The sequence below is a fragment of the bacterium genome (assembly GCA_023228325.1).
Lineage (GTDB): Bacteria > Auribacterota > UBA6266 > UBA6266 > UBA6266 > UBA6266.
In genome coordinates this window covers 1,571,465-1,592,255 of record JALOBK010000001.1, presented here as the reverse complement: position 1 = coordinate 1,592,255, position 20,791 = coordinate 1,571,465, and the positions used below count along the sequence as shown (strand labels likewise).

Sequence of the window (20,791 nt, the reverse complement as noted above, 5' to 3'; positions counted from 1 at the left end):
ACCCTATTAATGATATTCGAGAAAAGACTATATCACAGTGATAAACAGTGTTTCAATATTTATTAGACTGACGGGCCGGTAATTCCCTCTCTATTTTTTCTATCTGGGGAACCAGTTCCGGCTTGGTTTTACCGCATATTTCTTTAGCTTTTTTCAATATCTCAAGAGACCTGTTATAATCCTTTGTCCTGGCGTAATATATAGCCATATTTACTAACAGGTACGGGTCCGAACCATCAATATTTTCAGCATATTTAAACATTGAAGCGGCGCTCGTATAATTACCCGCAGAAAGGTAAATATTACCTGAATTTACGGCAGCCTGAATATAATAAGGGTTTTCCGCAAGACAACGGGAATAATATTTAAGGGCTTCATTGTAACTACCCCGTTCATGGAACACTCTTCCTATATTAAAATACGGCAGGTGATAAGCCGGATCGGCATCTATTGACAAACTGTAATATCTCAACGCTTTCTCTTTGTCTCCTTTATTATCATAGAGTAATCCCAGGCTGTTATACGCCTTTGCATATTTACTGTCGCTTTCCAGAATATCCAAAAATATCTTTTCTGCTTTATCTGTCTGCCCTTTTTCCTCAAATATCTGTCCTAACATCCACCGGGCCTTAACGCTTTCCCCTCCGCTTAAATCATCAAGCAGTTTAAACTGCTCATAAGCTTTATCATATTCGCGCATATAGAAATACGTATTTCCCAAATTATTAATCACACGCCTGCTGAATGGCGCTATCTTCTTTTCTTTCTCATAGAATCCTACAGGGTCCCTCCAGTCTTCGGTCCTTATAAAAGTCCTGATGGAAAAAACTATCAGAATAACAAGAAAAATAATTGTATAAATACGTTTTTTTACCGATGCCCTGTAAAGTTTTAACAGGAAAATACCCAGCACGGTTAAAATGCCTGTTAAGGGAATATACATGGAATGCTGGGAGGTAAACAGCATGTTATATTGGCTCACAGGGATTATATGGCTGACCGGAAATAATGTTATAGCAATCCACAATACCGAAAACAGCAGAAATTTGTCTTTTTTCCCCTTAATTAACAGCCACGCTGAAACAAGAAAAACCAGCGCGGTTGAAAGAATATGCTTAAAGGACATCAGGTAGGCAATGGGCTGTGTGAAATCTTCAAAATACAGGTTATACGGAAATATAATCAGCAGAAACCAGCGCGCCAGAACCGGTGTCATAGAATACACGCGCCAAAAAATCATGTCTGACCAGACAGTAAAATATTCCACTTTCGAATTCAAAGCAGAGGCCCTGAGATAGGCATAAATAAGGAATACAATGATATAAGGAATAATCCTGGCGAAGAGTTCGGGCAGAAAGACGCTTAACCTGCTTTTCTTTTTCTTCAGAAAGCAAAATTCATAGGCAATTAATATAAGAGGCAGCATCACCCCGTTTTCCTTCGAACATAAACTTACAAAAAATAAGACTACACTGCCCGCAAACAGCAGTATCCTGTAATAAGGATTTTTAAGCCGGGAATATCCTATATAAAACAACAGGGATAAAAGCATAAAGAAAAGGCACAGGGAATCCGTCCTGCCGCTTATATAAGAAACTACATCCGCATTTATGGGATGAACGGCAAACAAAAAAGATACAAAAATTGATATATCCAACCGTCCGGCAAGTAAAAACAATATAAAAAAAATAAGAATGGAATTAAAAGAATGAACAACAATATTTGTAAGATGATATCCCCATGGGGACAGTCCGTAAAAGAAATAATCCAATGATACGGATATCAGCACGAAAGGCCTGTAATAACCTTCCTGCCCCTGATAATCCCGGCTTATATCCGTATCAAAAAACTCGGATCCGAAAAAAGCCTTTGCCTCAGATATATCTTTGTGCTTATTCTCAATAATCAGGACATTATCATCCCATATGAAAGGGCACAACAAGGCATTACAATACACCAAAAGGCATAACACAAACAATATAAGCGGGTAATGCAGTAAATTAAGTCGCAGGCTTTGGATCATATTATTTCGCAAGCTTCTCAAGAACTAAATAAAGAAGATACAATGTGAGAGAACAAAAAATACCCTTAGCAAGAAAATACCAGGAAAAACCGTCATTGCTGAAATTGCCTTTAAACACTTCATTGCCCAGCAGGAAAACATAGAGGCAAATCAGGAACACGATCACGGCCGATCCGCAGACTAACAATTTGAGCTTCTTCATTTTTCACCTTTAGGATTTATATTTATCGCTTATCCGGCCTGCTGATTATTCCATACCCAAACCGGCAATTTTAATTTCCGCAAGTTTTTCTTCCGTTATATTATATTTTTCCATAATTTTCTGATTGACCTCGCTGATTTTAGAACTTACATATTCCTGTCTTCGGGTTTTGTCGTCAGGGTACATCTGTTTCGCTTCTTCTTCAAGCATTCCCTCCATCATAACTATTTCCCTGAAAATTTCGCCTTCATCGTATTTTGCCCGCGCAATATCAGGTTCTTCACCCGAATATTGCTTCTTTTCGTCCTCTTTCATTATCCTGTCCACTATTTTCAGATAATCCCTGTTCATTTCCGGATAGGATTTATCTTCAGCCTTTTTCTCCGGGACCTCGCTCTTCCCCGCCTCAAACTTCTTATCATAACCTTCGATCTTTGCAACAATGCTGACAGGCACAATCATTTCTCCGCCAGTCTTTATCTTTATCTTTATAAACTCATTGTCTTTATCTAATATTTTTCCTTCTATAGAACGGCCGTTTTTAAAATGGACAACCTCACAGAAAGAAATCGGGAGAAAAGAAAAAAGGGATAAAATAAGATGTAAAAAAAGCGCTATCTTTTTCAAGATATTCTCCTTTTACTTTTTGCCAAACATCACTGATTAAATCTAACTTATTCGGAAAATTATTGCAAATTAAAATTTACGGCCGCCGCGAAGGCTACTTTTCAAAAGCATCTTTACGGGGCTTCTTTTTGAAGGAAAAAGGGTACTTTCCGGTAAAACATGCGGCGCAAAAATTGTTTTTATCCGTTTCCATTGCGTCCAGCATACCGTTAAGGCTTAGATATTTCAGGGAATCAACGCCTATAAAATCAGCAATTTTCTTTTCGGAATGGGTTGAAGCGATAAGCTCTTTTTTTGTCGGGAAATCTATTCCGTAATAACATGGTGAAATCAGCGGCGGGCAGCTAACCCTCATATGTATCTCTTTCGCTCCGGATTTCCGCAGAGCCCTGACTCTCCCCTTTGATGTGGTTCCCCTGACAATAGAATCTTCGACAACAACTATTTTTTTTCCTTTAACGAGTTCCGTTACGGGGTTAAGCTTGACTTTGACCTTAAAATCACGCGACACCTGCGAAGGCTGTATAAAAGTCCTGCCGATATAATGATTTCTTACAAAACCCATTTCCAGCGGTAATCCCGACTCTTCGGCATAACCTATGGCGGCAACATTTCCCGAATCGGGAACCGGCATAACAAAGTCCGCATCCACAGGATGTTCCTTTGCCAGCTGGCTTCCCATGTTTTTCCTCGCTTGATACACACTTGACCCGAAAATCCTGCTGTCAGGCCGGGAAAAATATATATTCTCAAAAATACAGAACGCTTTCGGCATAACGGTCGAATACTGTATTGATGTTATTCCTTTTTTATCGATTCTTACAATTTCCCCCGGTTCTATATCCCTCAAATACTCAGCTCCGGTTATGTCCAGAGCGCAGGTCTCGCTTACTATTATATAAGCATCCCCCAATTTCCCTATGCATAACGGCCTGAAGCCAAAAGGATCCCTTATCCCGTAAATGCTGTCATCAGCCATGACCACGAGAGAAAAAGCTCCCTCAAGTTTACACATTGCGCCGCTGAATCTTTCTTCAATCGGCAACCCGGGTTCCTGCACAAGCAGGTGTACGATTATTTCACTGTCCATCGTGGTCTGGAATATCGAGCCGTTATCCTCAAGGGACATCCTTAACTCATCTGAATTGGTAATGTTACCGTTATGAGCCAAAGATATATGCCCCTTTTTATAGTTTATAGTAAATGGCTGCGCATTTTTGATATCACTTGAGCCTGTAGTTGAATACCTGACATGTCCGACCGCCAGGCTGCCTTTGAGTTTTTTTATTATAGGTTCATTGAATACATCCCCCACCAAACCCATTGATTTATAGGAGTGGATTCTTTTCCCGTCGTAACTTGCTATACCGCAGGATTCTTCCCCCCGATGCTGCAAAGCGTAAAGAGAAAGATACGCCAAATGAGAAGCGTCTTTATGTCCATAAACACCGACTACACCGCAGTATTCTTTCATTTTTTAGAAAATCTCCATAAGTAATCCTGTATAGCCATTACGGATAAATTCCCCATTTTCATGGCTTCAATAGCGTTTACGGCCGCCTGAGCGCCCTGAATAGTCGTAATACAGGGGATACCCTGCATCGCCGCGGCGCTTCGTATCGGCTTTATATCCGACTGGCTTTTTTTCCCCGAAGGCGTGTTTATAACCAACTTTATATTCCCCGCATTGATTATATGAAGGACATTTTCCCCCGATGAACCTATCTTGTGGACATTAATTGTCTTAATGCCGTTTGTCTTTAAAACTTTTGCCGTTCCTGATGTGGCGAATATCTCAAAACCCATGTCAAAAAGTTTTTTTGCGATAAATATTATCTGCCTCTTGTCTTCATCGGCAACGCTTATAAAAATCTTCCCTGATAAAGGTAGTCCCACTCCCGCCGCAAGCTGTGATTTAGCAAATGCCATGCTGAAATCATTGTCTATACCCATAACCTCTCCGGTCGATTTCATCTCGGGTCCGAGAACAATGTCAACACCTGAAAACCTGGAAAAAGGCAAAACTGATTCTTTTACGGCAAAATGTTCCATAACCCTTTTTTCGGACAACAGTTCGGCGGGAATTTTCTCCCCCGCCATAATTTTTGCCGCAATCTTCGCAAGGGGAACACCGGTTGCCTTGCTGACAAAGGGAACCGTCCTTGAAGCCCTGGGGTTTACTTCAAGAACAAACACCGATTTTTTTTTCACGGCATACTGGATATTAAGCAATCCTATAACCTGCAGCTCACCGGCAATAGCCACTGTATTTTCTTCAATTTTTTTTATGACAAAATCACTGATAGTATGAGGAGGAAGCGCGCATGCGGAATCACCGGAATGGATACCGGCATATTCAATGTGTTCCATTATGCCTCCGATATAAGTATTTTCCCCGTCTGAAACAGCATCCACATCCACCTCGATGGCATCTTCAATGAATTTATCGATCAACACAGATTTTTCAGGAGAAGCCGATACGGCTTCTTCCATAAAAGTTTCCATGTCCCCGTCGCTGTAAACTATTTTCATCGCCCTGCCGCCAAGCACATATGAAGGCCTGACCAGCACGGGATACCCTATTTTCCCAGCCTGGCGAACAGCATCTTCCGGGGATTCGGCGATCCCGTTCGGAGCCTGATTGATTTTTAATTTTTCTATCATCTCCGAGAACTGGTCTCTGTCTTCAGCCCTGTCTATTGATTCCACGCTTGTTCCGATAATGTGAGCGCCCGCTTTTTGAAGTTTTCTGGCCAGATTAAGCGGTGTCTGCCCGCCGAACTGCACAATTACACCGTCAGGCTTTTCGGAATCGATAACATTCATCACATCTTCAAAAGTTAAAGGCTCAAAATACAATTTATCGGAAGTGTCAAAATCCGTGGATACAGTTTCAGGATTGGAATTGACCATAATAGTCTCATAACCGATCTCTTTTAAGGCAAACGCGGCCTGGCAACAGCAATAGTCAAATTCTATGCCCTGTCCGATACGGTTAGGCCCTCCGCCGAGTATCATTATTTTTTTCTTCTCCGATACCCTTACCTCATCTTCTTCATCATATGTCGAATAATAATACGGGGTATATGCTTCAAATTCGGCGGCGCATGTGTCCACAAGCTTAAACACAGCTCTGACGCCTCTTATCTTTCGCACGGTACGAACGGTAACTTCATCACTTCCGGTAAGCTCCGCTATCTGGGAATCACTGAACCCCATCTGTTTAACATACCTCAGCAAATCCGCGTCTACGGATTCGATGCTGCTTCCCTTTATCAGCTTTTCACATTCCGTAATCTGCCTGATATTCTCAATAAACCACGGGTCAATATCCGTAAGTTCATTGACTTTATCCGGAGAAAACCCTCTTTCCAAAGCTTCCTTAATAAAAAAGATACGTTCGTGATTAGGTGTCTTAAGCCTGTCAATTAACGCATCCTCGGAACATTTTTTCGCTTTTTTAAGGCAGAGCCCGCTAACGCCTATTTCAAGCCCTCTTAACGCTTTTTGGAGCGCTTCCTTGAAATTCCGACCTATAGCCATCGTCTCGCCGACAGATTTCATAGAAACTCCGAGCCTGGAATCGGCTTCGGGAAATTTTTCAAAATTAAAACGCGGAACTTTTACGACACAGTAATCAAGCGCGGGCTCAAAGGAAGCGGGTGTTTCTTTCGTAATATCATTCCTCAGCTCATCAAGGCTGTAACCGACAGCCAGTTTTGCCGCTATTTTGGCGATCGGGAACCCGGTCGCCTTGGATGCAAGAGCCGATGACCTTGAAACACGCGGGTTCATTTCAATAACCACCATCCTGCCGTCTTTGGGATTAACCGCAAATTGGATATTGGATCCCCCGGTATCAACTCCGATTTCCCGTATTATATCTATCGAAGCATCTCTCATTTTCTGATATTCAACATCCGAAAGTGTCTGCGCCGGGGCAACAGTTATGCTATCTCCCGTATGAACACCCATTGGATCCAGGTTCTCTATAGAACAGATTATTATTACATTATCTCTGCTGTCCCTCATTACTTCCAATTCATATTCTTTCCAGCCCAAAACAGATTCCTCTATAAGAATCTCGCTTATCATGCTGTTTTTAAGTCCGTTGCCGGCTATAGCGATAAATTCTTCTTCATTGAAAACAATACCGCCTCCCGTGCCGCCGAGTGTAAAACTCGGCCTTATTATAAGGGGATAACCGATCTCTTCGGTTATAGAAACAGCCTCCTGCATATTATATGCAATCCCGCTTTTTGGAAGGTCAAGTCCGATGCGCCTCATAGCTTCCTTAAAATCCTGCCTGTCTTCGGCCTTTTTTATGGCTTTGTAATCCGCCCCGATCATCTTAACATTAAATTTGTCGAGAACTCCCGATTCATATAACTTAATTGTTACATTCAGGGCGGTTTGCCCGCCGAGAGTCGGAAGAATCGCGTCGGGACGCTCACTTTCAATGATTTTCGCCACTATTTCTGGTGTAATAGGCTCGATAAAAGTCTTTGAAGCCATTGAAGGGTCAGTCATTATAGTCGCCGGGTTTGAATTAACCAGAATTACTTCATAGCCATCTTCCTTCAGAGCCTTGCATGCCTGTGTTCCGGAATAGTCAAATTCACATGCCTGTCCTATAACTATGGGACCGGAACCGATAATAAGTATCTTGTTTATATCATTTCTTCTTGGCACGGTGCTTCTCCATATCTTCTATAAAACTATCAAAAAGCGATGCTGCCTCATGCGGACCGGGGGATGCCTCCGGATGAAACTGAACTGAAAAAGCCGGAACTTTCCTGAGCCTCATGCCTTCAATCGTATTATCATTAAGATTTAAATGTGTAACAGCGATATCATCCATATTGAGAGATTCGATCTCAACATTAAAACCATGGTTCTGGGATGTAATGGAAATTTTCCCGGTCAGGACATCTTTGACGGGATGATTCGCCCCATGATGGCCGAATTTCAATTTATACGTTTTTCCGCCAAGGGCCAGCCCGAGAATCTGGTGGCCTAAACATATTCCAAACACCGGAAATTTCCCCAATAATTTCTTTACGGTGTCAATAACATATGTTACGGCTTCCGGGTCGCCGGGACCATTGGATAACAATATACCGTCGGGGTTTAAAGCTTTTATGTTTTCAAAAGAAGAGCTGGCGGGAACACATGTTACCCTGCATCCTTTTTTTTGAAGTATTCTTAATATGTTGAATTTTACGCCGCAGTCAACAACAACAACATTGTATTTCCCGGATTTATTCCACTCATAGGGTTTTTCAACGGTAACATCCTTAACCAGATCAATTCCAACAAGCCCTTTTGAAGCTCTTGCCTTGTTTATAAGGCTGTCATCATCAAGGTCCAGGGTTGAAATAACCGCCTTCATTGCTCCCGCAATCCTGACATGTTTTGTAACGGCGCGCGTGTCTATTCCCTCTATACCGACAATATTATTTTTCTTCATATATTTTTCAATCCCGATACAGGAACGCCAGTTACTGTCTATACGGCTGAATTCCCTGCAGACAAATCCTTCAAGAAAAGGTTTCCCGGATTCTACATCATCTTCGTTAAGGCCGTAATTCCCTATCAGAGGGTATGTCATAAGGACTATCTGACCTTTATAAGACGGATCCGTAATGATTTCCTGATAACCCGTCATACTTGTATTGAAAACAAGTTCGCCGGCCCTCTCTCCCTCAACGCCAAAAGCAAAACCGTTAAAAACCCTGCCGGATTCAAAAGCAATTTTAGCTTTTTTCTTAAGATTCATTATGATTTGTTCCTCTTATACTTCCACGCGCTCGCGATAAAATCCCTGAACAAAGGATGCGGCAAATCGGGTTTTGACTTAAACTCGGGATGATACTGCACGGCAACAAACCACGGATGTTTTTTTATTTCTATTATCTCAACCAGGCGCCCGTCCGGCGAAGTGCCGGCAAAAACCATACCTTTTTTCTCCATTGCCTTCCTGTATTTGTTGTTGAATTCATACCTATGCCTGTGCCGCTCATATATTCTTTTTCTCCTGTATGCCCGGGAGCTGTTAGTGTTCTTTTTAATATTGCAGGGATAAGCCCCCAGCCTCATGGTAGCTCCTTTCTGCTTTGTCTTTCTCTGCTGTTCCATCAGGCTTATAACAGGATATGAGGTTTTAGATGAAAACTCGGTGGAATTCGCTTTCTCAAATCCACAGACATTCCTCGCATATTCAATGACAGCCATCTGCATACCGAGGCATAAACCCAGAAAAGGCACCTTTTTCTCCCGCGCATATTTCACCGCCGAAATTTTGCCCTCAGCCCCCCTGATACCGAATCCGCCGGGAATTAAAATACCGTCGGCTCCTTTCAGGATATCATCGATATTGGCTTTTGTTATCCCCTCCGACTCCATTTTAACAGCGCGGACCAAAAGATTGTTTTTAATACCCGCATGAGCAAGCGCCTCATAAATAGATTTATACGCGTCTTTTAAAGATATATACTTCCCGACGACGGCAATTGTAACTGTATTTTTCAGGTTTTTTGCGCGCTCTACGACATTATTTTTCCATATGGCCAGATCCCTGTCAAACGCGGGAATATCAAGTTTTCTGACAATAAGTTCATCCAGCCATTGTTCTTTGAGTTTCAGAGGAACTTCATAAATACAATCGACATCCGCCGCCTGTATCACAGCTTCCTTTTCTACATTGCAAAACAGGGATATTTTCTGCCTGCTTTCCGCTGTAATCGGTTTTTCAGACCTGCAGACAATTATTTCGGGCTGAATCCCTATTTCCCGGAGTTTTCCGACGCTGTGCTGTGTGGGTTTTGTTTTTATTTCCTCGGAAGACTTCAAATAAGGGACTAATGTCAGATGAATGTTTATAGCATTTTTAAATCCGGCGTCCTGCTTAAACTGTCTGATGGCTTCCAGAAAAGGCAGGCTTTCTATATCACCGACGGTCCCCCCGATTTCCACAATAACCACATCAAGTTTGCGGTTTGAGGAAACCTTCTTTATCCTGCTTTTTATTTCATCGGTAATGTGAGGTATAACCTGTACCGTATCTCCAAGGTAAATCCCTTCGCGTTCCTTTTTTATCACGGAATTATAAACCATACCCGTGGTAATATTGTTTTCCCTGGATATTTTAGCGGATGTAAACCTTTCATAATGACCGAGGTCAAGATCAGTTTCAGCCCCGTCTTCCGTAACATACACCTCGCCATGCTGATACGGATTCATAGTACCGGGGTCTACATTAATATACGGATCACACTTAATAATAGAGACTTTTAACCCCCTCGATTCAAGTAACTTACCTATTGAAGCCGAAAGGATACCTTTACCCAGACTGGATACAACACCGCCCGTTATAAAAATATATTTGCTCATTTAAGTTACCCTGTTCGGAAACCGCTATTAAAGAGAAGGCGCCCTTCCTGAAGGAAGGACGCCTTTGTCCAATTGGTAGAAATATACCAGAATATATATTGCTGTCAAGTTAAATTAAGAAACGAAAAGTGATTTGGTGGAAAAATCGGGATCACTTGTGATGTTTACCCCTAATTTTCTGAGGCCGGCTTCATCACCGGGAGTGGGGATATGAGTTATATGCATTTCACAATTGTGCAATTCGTTCAACTTTTCCAGCGCTGCCTGTGAAGTGGTATTCGTCGCGGCGCTTATACTGAGAGCAATAAGCATTTCCTCAAGATTCATACTTATATTTTTATTTCCGGCAACGCGTATTTTCAATTTTCCTATTGACTCAATTATATTAGGAGAAAGCAAATGAATCTTATCGGGAATACCCGCAAGAGTTTTAACCGCATTCAGAATAACACTTGAAGAAGCATGCATAAGGTTCGAATTTTTCCCGATTATCAGAGACTCATCCTTTAACTGGATAGCCGCGCCGCAATAAATGCCTTCATTCCCTTTTTTCTCTTTCATAGCCTTTTCTGCCGCTTTTCTGGCGGGCTTGACTACCTTTCTGTCTTCCGGCTTAAGCCCGGTTTCTTTCATGATATTCTCAGCTCTTTCGACCGTTTCCTTATCAGCAAGCCCCATAGCATATTCACATGCATACCTGAAATACCTTCTTATAATTTCCTGCTGTGCCGCTTCCCTCACCAACTTATCGTCTACAATGCCAAATCCGGCCCTGTTAACTCCCATATCCGTGGGAGACTTATAAATTGATTCGCCCATTATCCTGTCAAAGATCCTCTTCAATACGGGAAATACTTCCACATCCCGATTGTAATTAACGGTTTCTTCTCCGTAGGCTTCTTTGTGAAAAGGGTCTATCAGATTATAATCCTTTATATCCGCGGTAGCTGCTTCATATGCAACATTAACCGGATGTTTGAGAGGAATATTCCATATAGGGAAAGTTTCAAACTTCGCGTAACCGGAACAAATACCGTTTTTATGGTCATGATACAACTGTGACAGACAGGTGGATAATTTCCCGCTTCCGGGCCCGGGTCCAGTTACGATTACGAGGGGCTTTTTTGTCCGTATATACTGATTGGCTCCATATCCCTGTTCACTGACAATCAGTTCAATATCATAAGGATACCCTTTTGTAAATTTATGGGTACACACACGGATATTCCTTCGTTCAAGCTTGTTTTTAAAAATTTTTGCCGACGGCTGACCGTCAAAACGTGTAATAACCACCGCAGCCACATTAATGCCCCATTCCCTGAGGTCATCAATAAGTTTCAAGGAATCAACATCGTATGTAATACCAAAATCAGCCCTGATTTTTCTTCTCTCGATATCGCCGGCATATATGCACAGGATAATATCGGCATCATCTTTCAATTGCTGCAGCAAACGCATTTTAACGTTAGGGTCAAAACCGGGCAGGACACGCGCGGCATGATAATCATAAATAATTTTACCTCCGAATTCGAGGTAAAGTTTATTGTTAAAGCGCTTTACTCTGTCGAGGATGGAAGCTGTCTGCTCTTTCAGATACTTCTCATTATCAAAACCACTTCTGTTCAAAAATACATCACCTTTCTTCCAGCCGATATCTGAAAAAGCTCTGATTAAAAAAACTATTTAAATCGTTTCAGTCCCACTTTATCCGCAATCTCAAAAAATTCATTCTTGCCTATCTCATCAAGAGTCTTGCCTTTTTTATTAAGCTGTTCATTAAATTTTATAGCCTTTTCCTGCATAGCTTCATGGGTTTCCTCCGAACCCCCGTAAAGGCGGAAATTATCTCCCCTTGTAACCCTGAGATGCCCATCCTTACTATCAAAACCAAGTCCAAGCAAAAAAGACTTATTAATTTTATCCGCCACAATCAAACCCTTTCTTAATCACTCATCTGAATCCCAGTATATCAAAACTAAAGTTTTATCCTATATAAAAAAAAATTGATGTCAATATAAAATTTTCTGATAATATATACTCTTATGAGAATTTTGCCTGTTTTATACATGATTCTGATTATTGTCTTTACGGGTATTGTCTTCGCAGAGACTGCCGATTACAAGACGCATCTTGCCGAATTCAAAAAAGCTGAAGCATTAACCAATTCAAAAACCCTGAGCTCTATATTCCAGGAAAGCATAGCCCAGGCGCTAACCAGCGCCAACAAAAGAAACACCGTTTTCCGGGATAAGGCCGCCGGAAACGCCAGGGAAGCAGTAGATACCCTCGATAAGCTGATAGAGTACTACCCTGACATAAGCAAATTTTACTCATCAAGGTCAATGGCTTACGCGGTGCTGTCCTCGCTGGTCCCCGGGAAAAGAAACTCTTTGAGAAAACAATGCATAGAAGACGCTGATAAATCAATTGAACTTGATCCCGGCAATATAGAAGGATATATCGCCCTTTTTTTCGTTGATGACGACAGGTCGTATCTCGAAACTGCGCTCCGAATCAAACCTGACGATGAAACGGCAAACGTATATTATGTATTCTCAAAATATGTTTTCCCCTCTTTCCAATCCGACAGCAGCACATTATTACAATACACTATCGGCGAGTTGGAGAAACTACACAACAAATTTCCTTCCAACACGCTGGTTCTTTTCTCTGAAGGCATCCTATTACTCAAACTCAATAACAAAGAACAGGCTTGCGCCGTTTTTGAAAAATCACTGCAAATCGACGAAAACCAGCCGGCGGTAAAAATATTGTATAAGGCCTTACACGAGGATTTAGCAAATAATGATAAAGAATTATATCTGAAGGACAAACAAGAAAAAGGGGCTGTAAATTAAATCACAGCCCCTTTTTAAAACCGGCAAATTATTCTTCATCGCGTTCGGACAAATAAGCTTTCCATTCCTGTACCGCGCTGTACTTCTTATCCGGTGTCGAATTTTCGCTATATCCAAAGTCTTTTCCGGTAAGATCCCTCAACGAAGAAGCTGCCTTTAACCTGACATCAAGTTCTTCGTCGGAAGACAGCGCTTTAAATAAAGCGGTCAATGTTTTCCTGTCGTCTGTGCCTATTTTGCCTAAAGCTTCGGCCGCGCAAACCCTCACATAAGAATGGTCGTTCTCGAGTATTTTAATTATGTCCTCGTCATATTCCTTCTCTCCGAATTCACTTATAGAATATATAGCAGCCGCTCTGACCGTTGAATCCCTGTCTTTAAGTTTAGCCGCGATCTGGCTTACCGCGTTTATGTTGCCGCAGAAAGTAAGATATGAAATTGCCGCGACTTTTACATTGGAATCAGGGTCATCAAGCATTTTCACTGTTTTTTTAATAACAGTTTTGTCTCCTATTTTTTCAAGCGACCGCAGGCATGCGGCCCTGACAACAGAGCTACTGTCATCAAGCCCTTTTATAATAAAGGCCGTAGATTCTTTTTTCTTCATCAGGCCCAATGCCACAACAGCATCTTTTCTCACATCCGGACTTGCGCTTTGCATACATTCATACAGTTTATCGCCATAACCGAGAAGAGCTTCGGAAGCGGCCCTTGATATTTCAGGATCGGCAGACTGGCATCTTTCGACAAGAACCCCTACCGAACCCGGTGATTTTATAACACCCAAGGCCTTTATGGCTTCAACAACCTCATTTTTATCCCTGGCATTAATAACGATGTCCGTAAGCATGGGTTCTGCGGTGCTGTCACCGAGTTTCCCCAGCGATTTAAGCGCTTCTACTCTTATATCGGTTCTTTCATCAGATAACAATTTTTTCAGCGCTTTTTCAGCGCTTTTATCACCTATTTTACCTAACGCAACGGCGGAATAATATCTCACCTGCCACACTTTATCCTTCGTCCCTTTTATAAGAACCGGCACAGCTTTAACATCCGCTACTTCAGCTAACCATGCGCTCGAATCTATCCTGGTAGCTTCATCCTGAGAAGACATCGCTTCCATCAGACCCGCCGTCAGCGCCGCCTGATCCATCTTCTTCAATGTGTCAAATGTTATTCTCCTTACATCGCCGTTTATATCGGACAACAGGTTTACCAGCGGTTGTACCGCTCTGTTATCATCAAGAATATTGAGCGCCATAACAGCGGATAACCTCACATCGGGAGATTCATCATTCAACATTCCTATAATTTCAGGTGTAGCGGATTTATTGCCCATTTTTGCCAGCGCGATTGCAGAAGCGGCCCTGACACCGCTATCAGGGTCTATTGTGGCCTTTATAAGATACGGGGTACATTTTTCATCGCGCAGTTCCCCCATAGAATAGACTACCATTTTTCTCGTATCGGAATTTTCATCGCTAAGAAGCTCTATCAAAGCAGGGACAACCTCTTTATCTCCCATTTTCCCTATAGCATAAATTACTTTTTCTCTTACCTCTTTGTTGCTGTCCTGCAGCGCCTTTACCAGATCATCAAGTGAAGACCTGTCCGCAATAAGAGAGAGAGAATCAGCGCAAGCAAGCCTTACTCTTGCCATATTATCGTTCAATAAAGCTTTTCTAAGGGCCAAAACACCTTCTTCAGTCGGGTATTCACCCAGTATTTTCGCCGCAAATTCCCTGTCACTTCTCCTGCCGTCCAGAAGAATCTTTATATAGACAGGAACACCGGATTCACCCATTTCTCTCAGTCTCTTATATGCAAGCCGCCTTGTCCTGCTGTTTCCGGAATTTACCATTTTAAAAAGTTGTATGATTTCGACTTCCTGGTCGGTTAGCTGTTGTACTTCTATCATTTCTTCCGTTTCTTCTCCGACTTCTTTCTCTACCGCTTTGTCTTCAGATATTGCAGATGATTTTTTTGTTCTTCTGCCCTGTCCGGAATAAGCCTGCGGGATAAACAATGACGCACAAAAAATTATCAGAAGCAAGCATCTTAAAACTTTCATATTCAATCTCCTTTGTTATCGAATTGCAACCTTACCATAATAGCCCATTAAAAATCACTAAAAATTAATCGGTCAGCCTTTAATGATAGCAAGGACCTCATCTCTCTTTTCTTCCATCATCTTTTTTGTATTAGCTTCCAGGTTCAACCTCAATAAAGGTTCCGTGTTGGATGGGCGGACATTAAAATGCCAATTATCATAATCAACTGATATCCCGTCAAGGTATGATATATGCGCATCACTGTATTTTTCCGCCAGTTCCTTTATTTTTTCCCGGGTATCGCTCACCTTGGAATTGATTTCACCGCTGATGAAATATTTTTCCCTGAGCGGTTTTATCAGCTGACTGAGGTTCACATCCTTTTCGCTCATCAATTCTAGCATCAGAAGCGCCGGTATGATCCCGCTATCGGCATTATAATTATCTCTGAAATAATAGTGTCCGGTAACCTCACCGCCGAAAATAGCTTTTTCTTTTCTCATTCTTTGCTTGAAAAACGCATGTCCGACCCTGTTCATAAACGGCTTGCCGCCGTTTTCCATGACCTTATCCCGGACAGCCCAACTGGCCCTGAGATCATACAGGATAGATTCCCCGTGATGCTTTCTGAGAATAGCTTCCGCTAAAAGCGCTGTTACAAAATCACCCGATACAAACTCTCCTTTATCATCTATAAAAAAGCACCTGTCGACATCTCCGTCAAAAGCAATTCCCAAGTCCGCATTTTCTTCAACGACTCTCTTCATAATTTCAATCCTGTTCTCTTCGATAAGCGGGTTTGCCTCGTGATTGGGGAATGTGCCGTCCACATCAAAATACATGGGAATAACTGTAACGGGCAGTTTTTCGAAAACGGGAGGAACCATTTTCCCCGCCATACCGTTGCCTGCATCCATTACAATCTTAAAAGGTTTTATTTTCGAAGGGACAATAAAGCTTAATGTATGCTTCACGTAGTCCTCCCAGATATCCTTGTTATATAGGTTTCCCTTTTTCCCCGGTTCCGTAAAATTATTTTTCATAACCATTTTTTTGATATCCTGGATACCCGTTTCTCCGCTGAGCGGGATGGCCCTTTCTTTCACCAATTTCATTCCGTTATATTCTTTGGGATTATGTGAAGCTGTTATTATTACGCCGCCTTCATATCCGTACATTGCCACACCGACATAAAGCATATCCGTCCCCACCATACCGAAATCTGTCACATTACACCCCTGATCTACCGCTCCCTTAATAAATGATTTAGCCATGGAAGGGGACGAAACCCTCATATCCCTCCCCACCGCAATATTCTTTACTTTTAAAAAAGAGACAAATGCCCGCCCGATACGATACGCTGTATCCTCATTTATTTCTTCGGGAAAAACACCTCTGATATCGTAAGCTTTAAATATAGACTCTTTTATTTCCATTTCTCCTCCTCGTTTTATATGGCCGGCATTACCTGAAATAGTTTCTTACCTGGGCTTTTTCAATACCAAAAAATTCGCGGAAATTTTTAACCTCTGATACAAGCCATAAACCATCTTCATCATTAAAAACCACTTTTAATGTATTCTTGCCGGGGTTCGCAGACAGCACATTTGTAAACAGATAATCTTTGGTCTTAATCCTGTACTCTGCTTTAATCTCGGCAAAGGCCTTCTCTCCTTCGAAAATACACTTTATGTCCCCTATAAATATCCTGACATCGGCGGCATCCTTGAATATGGAAGATATATAATTTACAGCCATGGTCTTATCAAATTCAAGGTCATCCCGGTATTCATCGGATAACATCTTTTCTACAAACCCGATATTTTTTGATTCAAGAGCTTTTTTTATCCCTGTTACGCGGTTTTTAAAAAGCGCCTCCTCCGAATAAAACTTGCCCCATGCCAGATATCCGAAAAGGACAAGGATTACCAGTAAGACAACTATATTACCCGCAAATAGAATACGCTGGTGTTTGTCCGATGTCATTTTTCGCCCATTAAAAATTTATGAATGGCCCCGGCCGCAATTTTCCCCGCGCCCATGGCTTCTATCACAGTCGCTGACCCCGTCACGATATCACCGCCGGCGTACACCCCTTCAATGCTTGTTTTGCCGGATTCTTTTCCGCTTATTATATTTCCCCATTTGTTCACCTCAAGCCCCGGCGTAGTTTTCTGAATCAATGGATTAGGGTCATTCCCTATGGCTATGACAACTGTATCGATTTTAACGGAAAATTCAGAATTATCAATTTTTACAGGCCGTTTCCTCCCCGAATCGTCCGGTTCTCCCAACTTCATCTTAATACACTCGATTTCCTTCACTTTTCCGTGTTCATCACAAATAAATTTTATGGGGTTCACCAGAAAATGGAATTCTATACCTTCTTCTTCCGCATGATGGATTTCGTCTATTCGCGCCGGCATCTCTTCTCTGGATCTTCTATAAAGAACTATAACTTTTTCGGCTCCGAGCCGAAGGGCGGTCCTTGCCGAATCCATAGCAACGTTACCTCCTCCAACAACGGCAACAATCCCTCCTCTGGGTATGGGGGTGTCATACTCGGGAAACATATACGCTTTCATAAGATTTGAGCGGGTAAGATATTCATTTGCCGAAAAAACCCCGACACAATTCTCGCCGGGAATATTCATGAATTTGGGAGCTCCCGCGCCACTGCCGATAAAAACGGCATTAAATTCACCTTCAAGCAGTTCAGCCACAGTAGCAGATTTTCCGATGACAGCATTGGTTACTATCTTAACCCCGAGTTGTTTGACATAATCTATTTCGGACTCTACAATTTTCTTAGGCAGCCGGAATTCAGGGATACCGTAAACCAAAACTCCGCCCGGCTTGTGAAGAGCTTCAAAAATAGTGACTTCATGCCCTTTTTTGGCAAGCTCACCGGCAACCGTCAATCCGGCAGGTCCCGAACCCACAACAGCCACTTTCTTGCCTGTTTTTTCGGATACTTTCGGAATTGCGACATTCCTTTTTTCTCTCTCATAATCGGAGACAAACCTCTCCAGCGCGCCGATAGCCACAGGCTTGCTCATTTTCCCTATAACACATAATTTTTCGCACTGATCCTCCTGAGGACAGACTCTCCCGCAGATGGCAGGCAGTGAGTTCGCTTCCTTAATTTTTCTCGCAGCCTCGGCAAATTTTCCCTGTTTTACGAGTTTTATAAAATCCGGGATGGGAACATTAACAGGACAACCCTTAACGCACATCGGTTTTTTACATTCAAGGCACCGGGAAGCTTCATTCAATGCAAGCTCTTCCGTATAACCAAACGGGACCTCTTTGAAATTCTTTATTCTCTCCGAAGGCTTTTGTTCCGGCATTTTTTGCCTGTCATGTTTATCCTTCATCAGACTTTATTCTCCAGATTACACCCTTTATGTCCGATATAATGTTTTTCCATATCAGAATAGCCCTTCAGTCTTTTGCTAAGCTCGTCGAAGTCCACTTCATGGCCGTTGAACTCCGGCCCGTCAACACAGGTAAATCTTGTTTTTCCCGCTACGGTAACCCTGCATGCGCCACACATCCCTGTGCCATCCACCATAATCGGATTTAAACTCACCATAGTTTTTACATTATATTGTTTTGTCAGATCACATACCGCTTTCATCATAGGCACCGGGCCCACTGCCAAAACTTCGGCTACCGGATTTTTTTCGATAATATCTTTTAAAGCATCGGTCACAAATCCCTTTCTGCCGTAACTTCCGTCATCTGTGGTAATGAACAATTCAGAAGTTATGGCGCTCATTTCATCCTCAAGTATAATCAGGTCTTTCGTCCTGGCGCCGATTATTCCCATAACATTGTTGCCCTCTTCTTTAAAAGCCTTTGCCACAGGATAAGCAACTGCCGTTCCGACACCGCCTCCGACCACGGCTATATTTCCTTTTCTTTCAACATGCGTCGGGTTGCCGAGAGGTCCGGCAACATCCAGCAGGTTTTCACCTTCCCCGAGCGAAGCTATTTTTCTCGTCGTTTTTCCCACCACCTGGACAATAATGGTTATAGTCCCTTTTCCTGCGTCGGAATCAAATATTGTAAGGGGGATCCTTTCGCTTGTTTCTTCGGGTCTCAAAACCACAAATTGCCCGGCTTTTCTCTTTGCCGCAACAACAGGCGCCTCCAATACAATTTTAAATATATCTTCCGCTATTTTCTTTTTTGATATTATTCTATGCATCGATAAACCCCATCCCGATTAATTTAAGCCTTATAAATACATTTGCCTTTCGAATCAACCGCTACAATCAAAGGCATATCTTCAATATGAAAACGGTAAACCGCTTCCGGCCCCAGTTCCCCAAATGCCAACACCTCGGACTTCCTTATGCATTTTGACAGGAGCGCGCCCAACCCTGCCGGAGCAGCAAAATAAACCGCTTTATTTTTGACAATACTTTTAATCACCTTATCGGAACGGACGCCCTTCCCTATCATTGCTTTTATTCCCTTTTTAAGCAAAAGAGGCGTGTGCCTGTCCATTCTGGAACTTGTAGTAGGCCCGCATGATCCGACCGAACCTTTTTTTATGCCGGGAGCCGGGCCGCAATAATAAACTATTTCCCCTTTTATATTGAACGGTACTTTCTTTCCGCTCTTTATCAGCTTACATGTCAATTTATGCGCCGTATCTCTCGCGGTAAAAATATCCCCGGAAAGATATACTATATCCCCCGCTTTTAATCTTTCGAGAACATTATCTTTTACAGGAGTTTTCAGGTAATGAATTTTCATATTAAAATTTCAACAATAATGACCTTGCCGAATGGCAATTGATGTTAACAGCGACAGGCAAACTCGCTATATGGCAGGGTTCTGAATTTATATGAACCGCCAAAGCTGTCGTCACGCCGCCAAAACCTCCGGCGCCAATATTCAACCTGTTTATTCTTTCAAGAATATATCTCTCTGTTTTATTAAGATTTTTATCACGGTTTCCCGTGCCTATTTTTCTGAAAAGCGCTTTCTTAGCCAGGAATGAAACCGTATCAAAAGAACCGCCTATGCCTATCCCGACAATATACGGCGGACAGGCGCTTGAACCGGCTTTTTTCACCGTTTCACATACGAAATCCATAATCCCTTCAAGTCCGTCGGAAGGATTAAGCATTTTCAGACGGCTTTTATTGTCGCTCCCGCCACCCTTGCTCATAATATGTATTTTTAACGAATCGCCCTTCGCAAAATTGTAATGAATTACGGGAGGAAGATTGTTTCCCGTATTTTTTCTTGTAAGCGGTCCGCACACAGACTTTCTCAGGAAAGCGGAAGAATATGCTTCTTCAACCCCTCTGTTTATAGCGGCTGTCAACGAACCTTTTATATTTATGTCTTCCCCTATTTCAACATATATTACGGCAAGCCCGCAGTCCTGGCACAGGGGCAGGCGGCTTTTGCCGGCGATTCGATTATTCTTAAGAATGTTTTCCAACGTAAATCTGGCAAGAAAAACGCTTTCTTTTTTTAATGCTCCTTCAATCGCTTTTTTCAAATCGGATGGCAGAGAAAAATTGATTCTTTTAAAACCGTCGCTAATTTTCTTCTCTATTAATTCAGCTTTGATATTTCTTTTCATAATCCAAAATTATTACCTTCACAGGGGATT

At 42.2% G+C, this 20,791-nt stretch carries 17 protein-coding genes; 1 reads left to right on the top strand and 16 read right to left on the bottom strand.

Annotated elements, in window-relative coordinates; translation table 11 throughout:
• Window positions 1–52: 52 nt before the first annotated feature.
• The 9 genes from M0R36_07605 to M0R36_07565 form a co-directional block, all read right to left on the bottom strand.
• On the bottom strand, window positions 53–1,972 hold the full coding sequence (locus M0R36_07605; GenBank protein ID MCK9555664.1) for a tetratricopeptide repeat protein: 1,920 nt from the start codon (window positions 1,970–1,972) through the stop codon (window positions 53–55).
• A gap of 52 nt (window positions 1,973–2,024) precedes the next feature.
• Window positions 2,025–2,225: a hypothetical protein gene (locus M0R36_07600; GenBank protein ID MCK9555663.1), complete on the bottom strand. Its 201-nt coding sequence runs from the start codon at window positions 2,223–2,225 to the stop codon at window positions 2,025–2,027.
• 45 nt (window positions 2,226–2,270) lie between these two features.
• Window positions 2,271–2,852, bottom strand: a complete 582-nt coding sequence (locus M0R36_07595) for a hypothetical protein (GenBank protein MCK9555662.1) — start codon at window positions 2,850–2,852, stop codon at window positions 2,271–2,273.
• 94 nt (window positions 2,853–2,946) lie between these two features.
• A complete protein-coding gene (gene purF / locus M0R36_07590; GenBank protein ID MCK9555661.1) occupies window positions 2,947–4,326 on the bottom strand; it encodes an amidophosphoribosyltransferase in 1,380 nt (459 codons plus the stop codon).
• Entirely contained in the window at window positions 4,323–7,544 is a 3,222-nt protein-coding gene (gene carB, locus M0R36_07585) for a carbamoyl-phosphate synthase large subunit (protein MCK9555660.1), read from the bottom strand. The genes purF and carB overlap by 4 nt, the downstream gene beginning before the upstream one ends.
• Complete coding sequence (gene carA / locus M0R36_07580; protein MCK9555659.1) at window positions 7,528–8,631, bottom strand: glutamine-hydrolyzing carbamoyl-phosphate synthase small subunit; 1,104 nt, start codon at window positions 8,629–8,631, stop codon at window positions 7,528–7,530. Before carA ends, carB begins: the two co-directional genes overlap by 17 nt.
• Window positions 8,631–10,244 (bottom strand): CTP synthase, encoded by a 1,614-nt coding sequence (locus M0R36_07575; GenBank protein MCK9555658.1) that lies wholly within the window; start codon window positions 10,242–10,244, stop codon window positions 8,631–8,633. The genes carA and M0R36_07575 overlap by 1 nt, the downstream gene beginning before the upstream one ends.
• Window positions 10,245–10,358: 114 nt before the next feature.
• Complete coding sequence (locus tag M0R36_07570) at window positions 10,359–11,870, bottom strand: DUF1846 domain-containing protein (GenBank protein ID MCK9555657.1); 1,512 nt, start codon at window positions 11,868–11,870, stop codon at window positions 10,359–10,361.
• A gap of 53 nt (window positions 11,871–11,923) precedes the next feature.
• Entirely contained in the window at window positions 11,924–12,172 is a 249-nt protein-coding gene (locus M0R36_07565; GenBank protein MCK9555656.1) for a hypothetical protein, read from the bottom strand.
• 114 nt (window positions 12,173–12,286) lie between these two features.
• Here M0R36_07565 and M0R36_07560 point away from each other — a divergent pair, with 114 nt between their 5' ends.
• Window positions 12,287–13,102: a hypothetical protein gene (locus M0R36_07560; GenBank protein MCK9555655.1), complete on the top strand. Its 816-nt coding sequence runs from the start codon at window positions 12,287–12,289 to the stop codon at window positions 13,100–13,102.
• A gap of 28 nt (window positions 13,103–13,130) precedes the next feature.
• Here M0R36_07560 and M0R36_07555 read toward each other — a convergent pair whose 3' ends face one another.
• The 7 genes from M0R36_07555 to M0R36_07525 form a co-directional block, all read right to left on the bottom strand.
• A complete protein-coding gene (locus M0R36_07555) occupies window positions 13,131–15,173 on the bottom strand; it encodes a HEAT repeat domain-containing protein (GenBank protein ID MCK9555654.1) in 2,043 nt (680 codons plus the stop codon).
• 72 nt (window positions 15,174–15,245) lie between these two features.
• Window positions 15,246–16,589, bottom strand: a complete 1,344-nt coding sequence (locus tag M0R36_07550) for a phosphomannomutase/phosphoglucomutase (protein MCK9555653.1) — start codon at window positions 16,587–16,589, stop codon at window positions 15,246–15,248.
• 28 nt (window positions 16,590–16,617) lie between these two features.
• Window positions 16,618–17,139, bottom strand: coding sequence for a hypothetical protein (locus M0R36_07545; protein ID MCK9555652.1), 522 nt, complete (start codon window positions 17,137–17,139; stop codon window positions 16,618–16,620).
• Entirely contained in the window at window positions 17,136–18,530 is a 1,395-nt protein-coding gene (gene gltA / locus M0R36_07540) for an NADPH-dependent glutamate synthase (protein MCK9555651.1), read from the bottom strand. The genes M0R36_07545 and gltA overlap by 4 nt, the downstream gene beginning before the upstream one ends.
• A complete protein-coding gene (locus tag M0R36_07535) occupies window positions 18,530–19,366 on the bottom strand; it encodes a sulfide/dihydroorotate dehydrogenase-like FAD/NAD-binding protein (protein MCK9555650.1) in 837 nt (278 codons plus the stop codon). Before M0R36_07535 ends, gltA begins: the two co-directional genes overlap by 1 nt.
• Before the next feature lie 23 nt (window positions 19,367–19,389).
• Window positions 19,390–19,920, bottom strand: coding sequence for a FumA C-terminus/TtdB family hydratase beta subunit (locus tag M0R36_07530; protein ID MCK9555649.1), 531 nt, complete (start codon window positions 19,918–19,920; stop codon window positions 19,390–19,392).
• Window position 19,921: 1 nt separating this feature from the next.
• Window positions 19,922–20,761, bottom strand: a complete 840-nt coding sequence (locus tag M0R36_07525) for a fumarate hydratase (GenBank protein ID MCK9555648.1) — start codon at window positions 20,759–20,761, stop codon at window positions 19,922–19,924.
• Window positions 20,762–20,791: the final 30 nt, after the last annotated feature.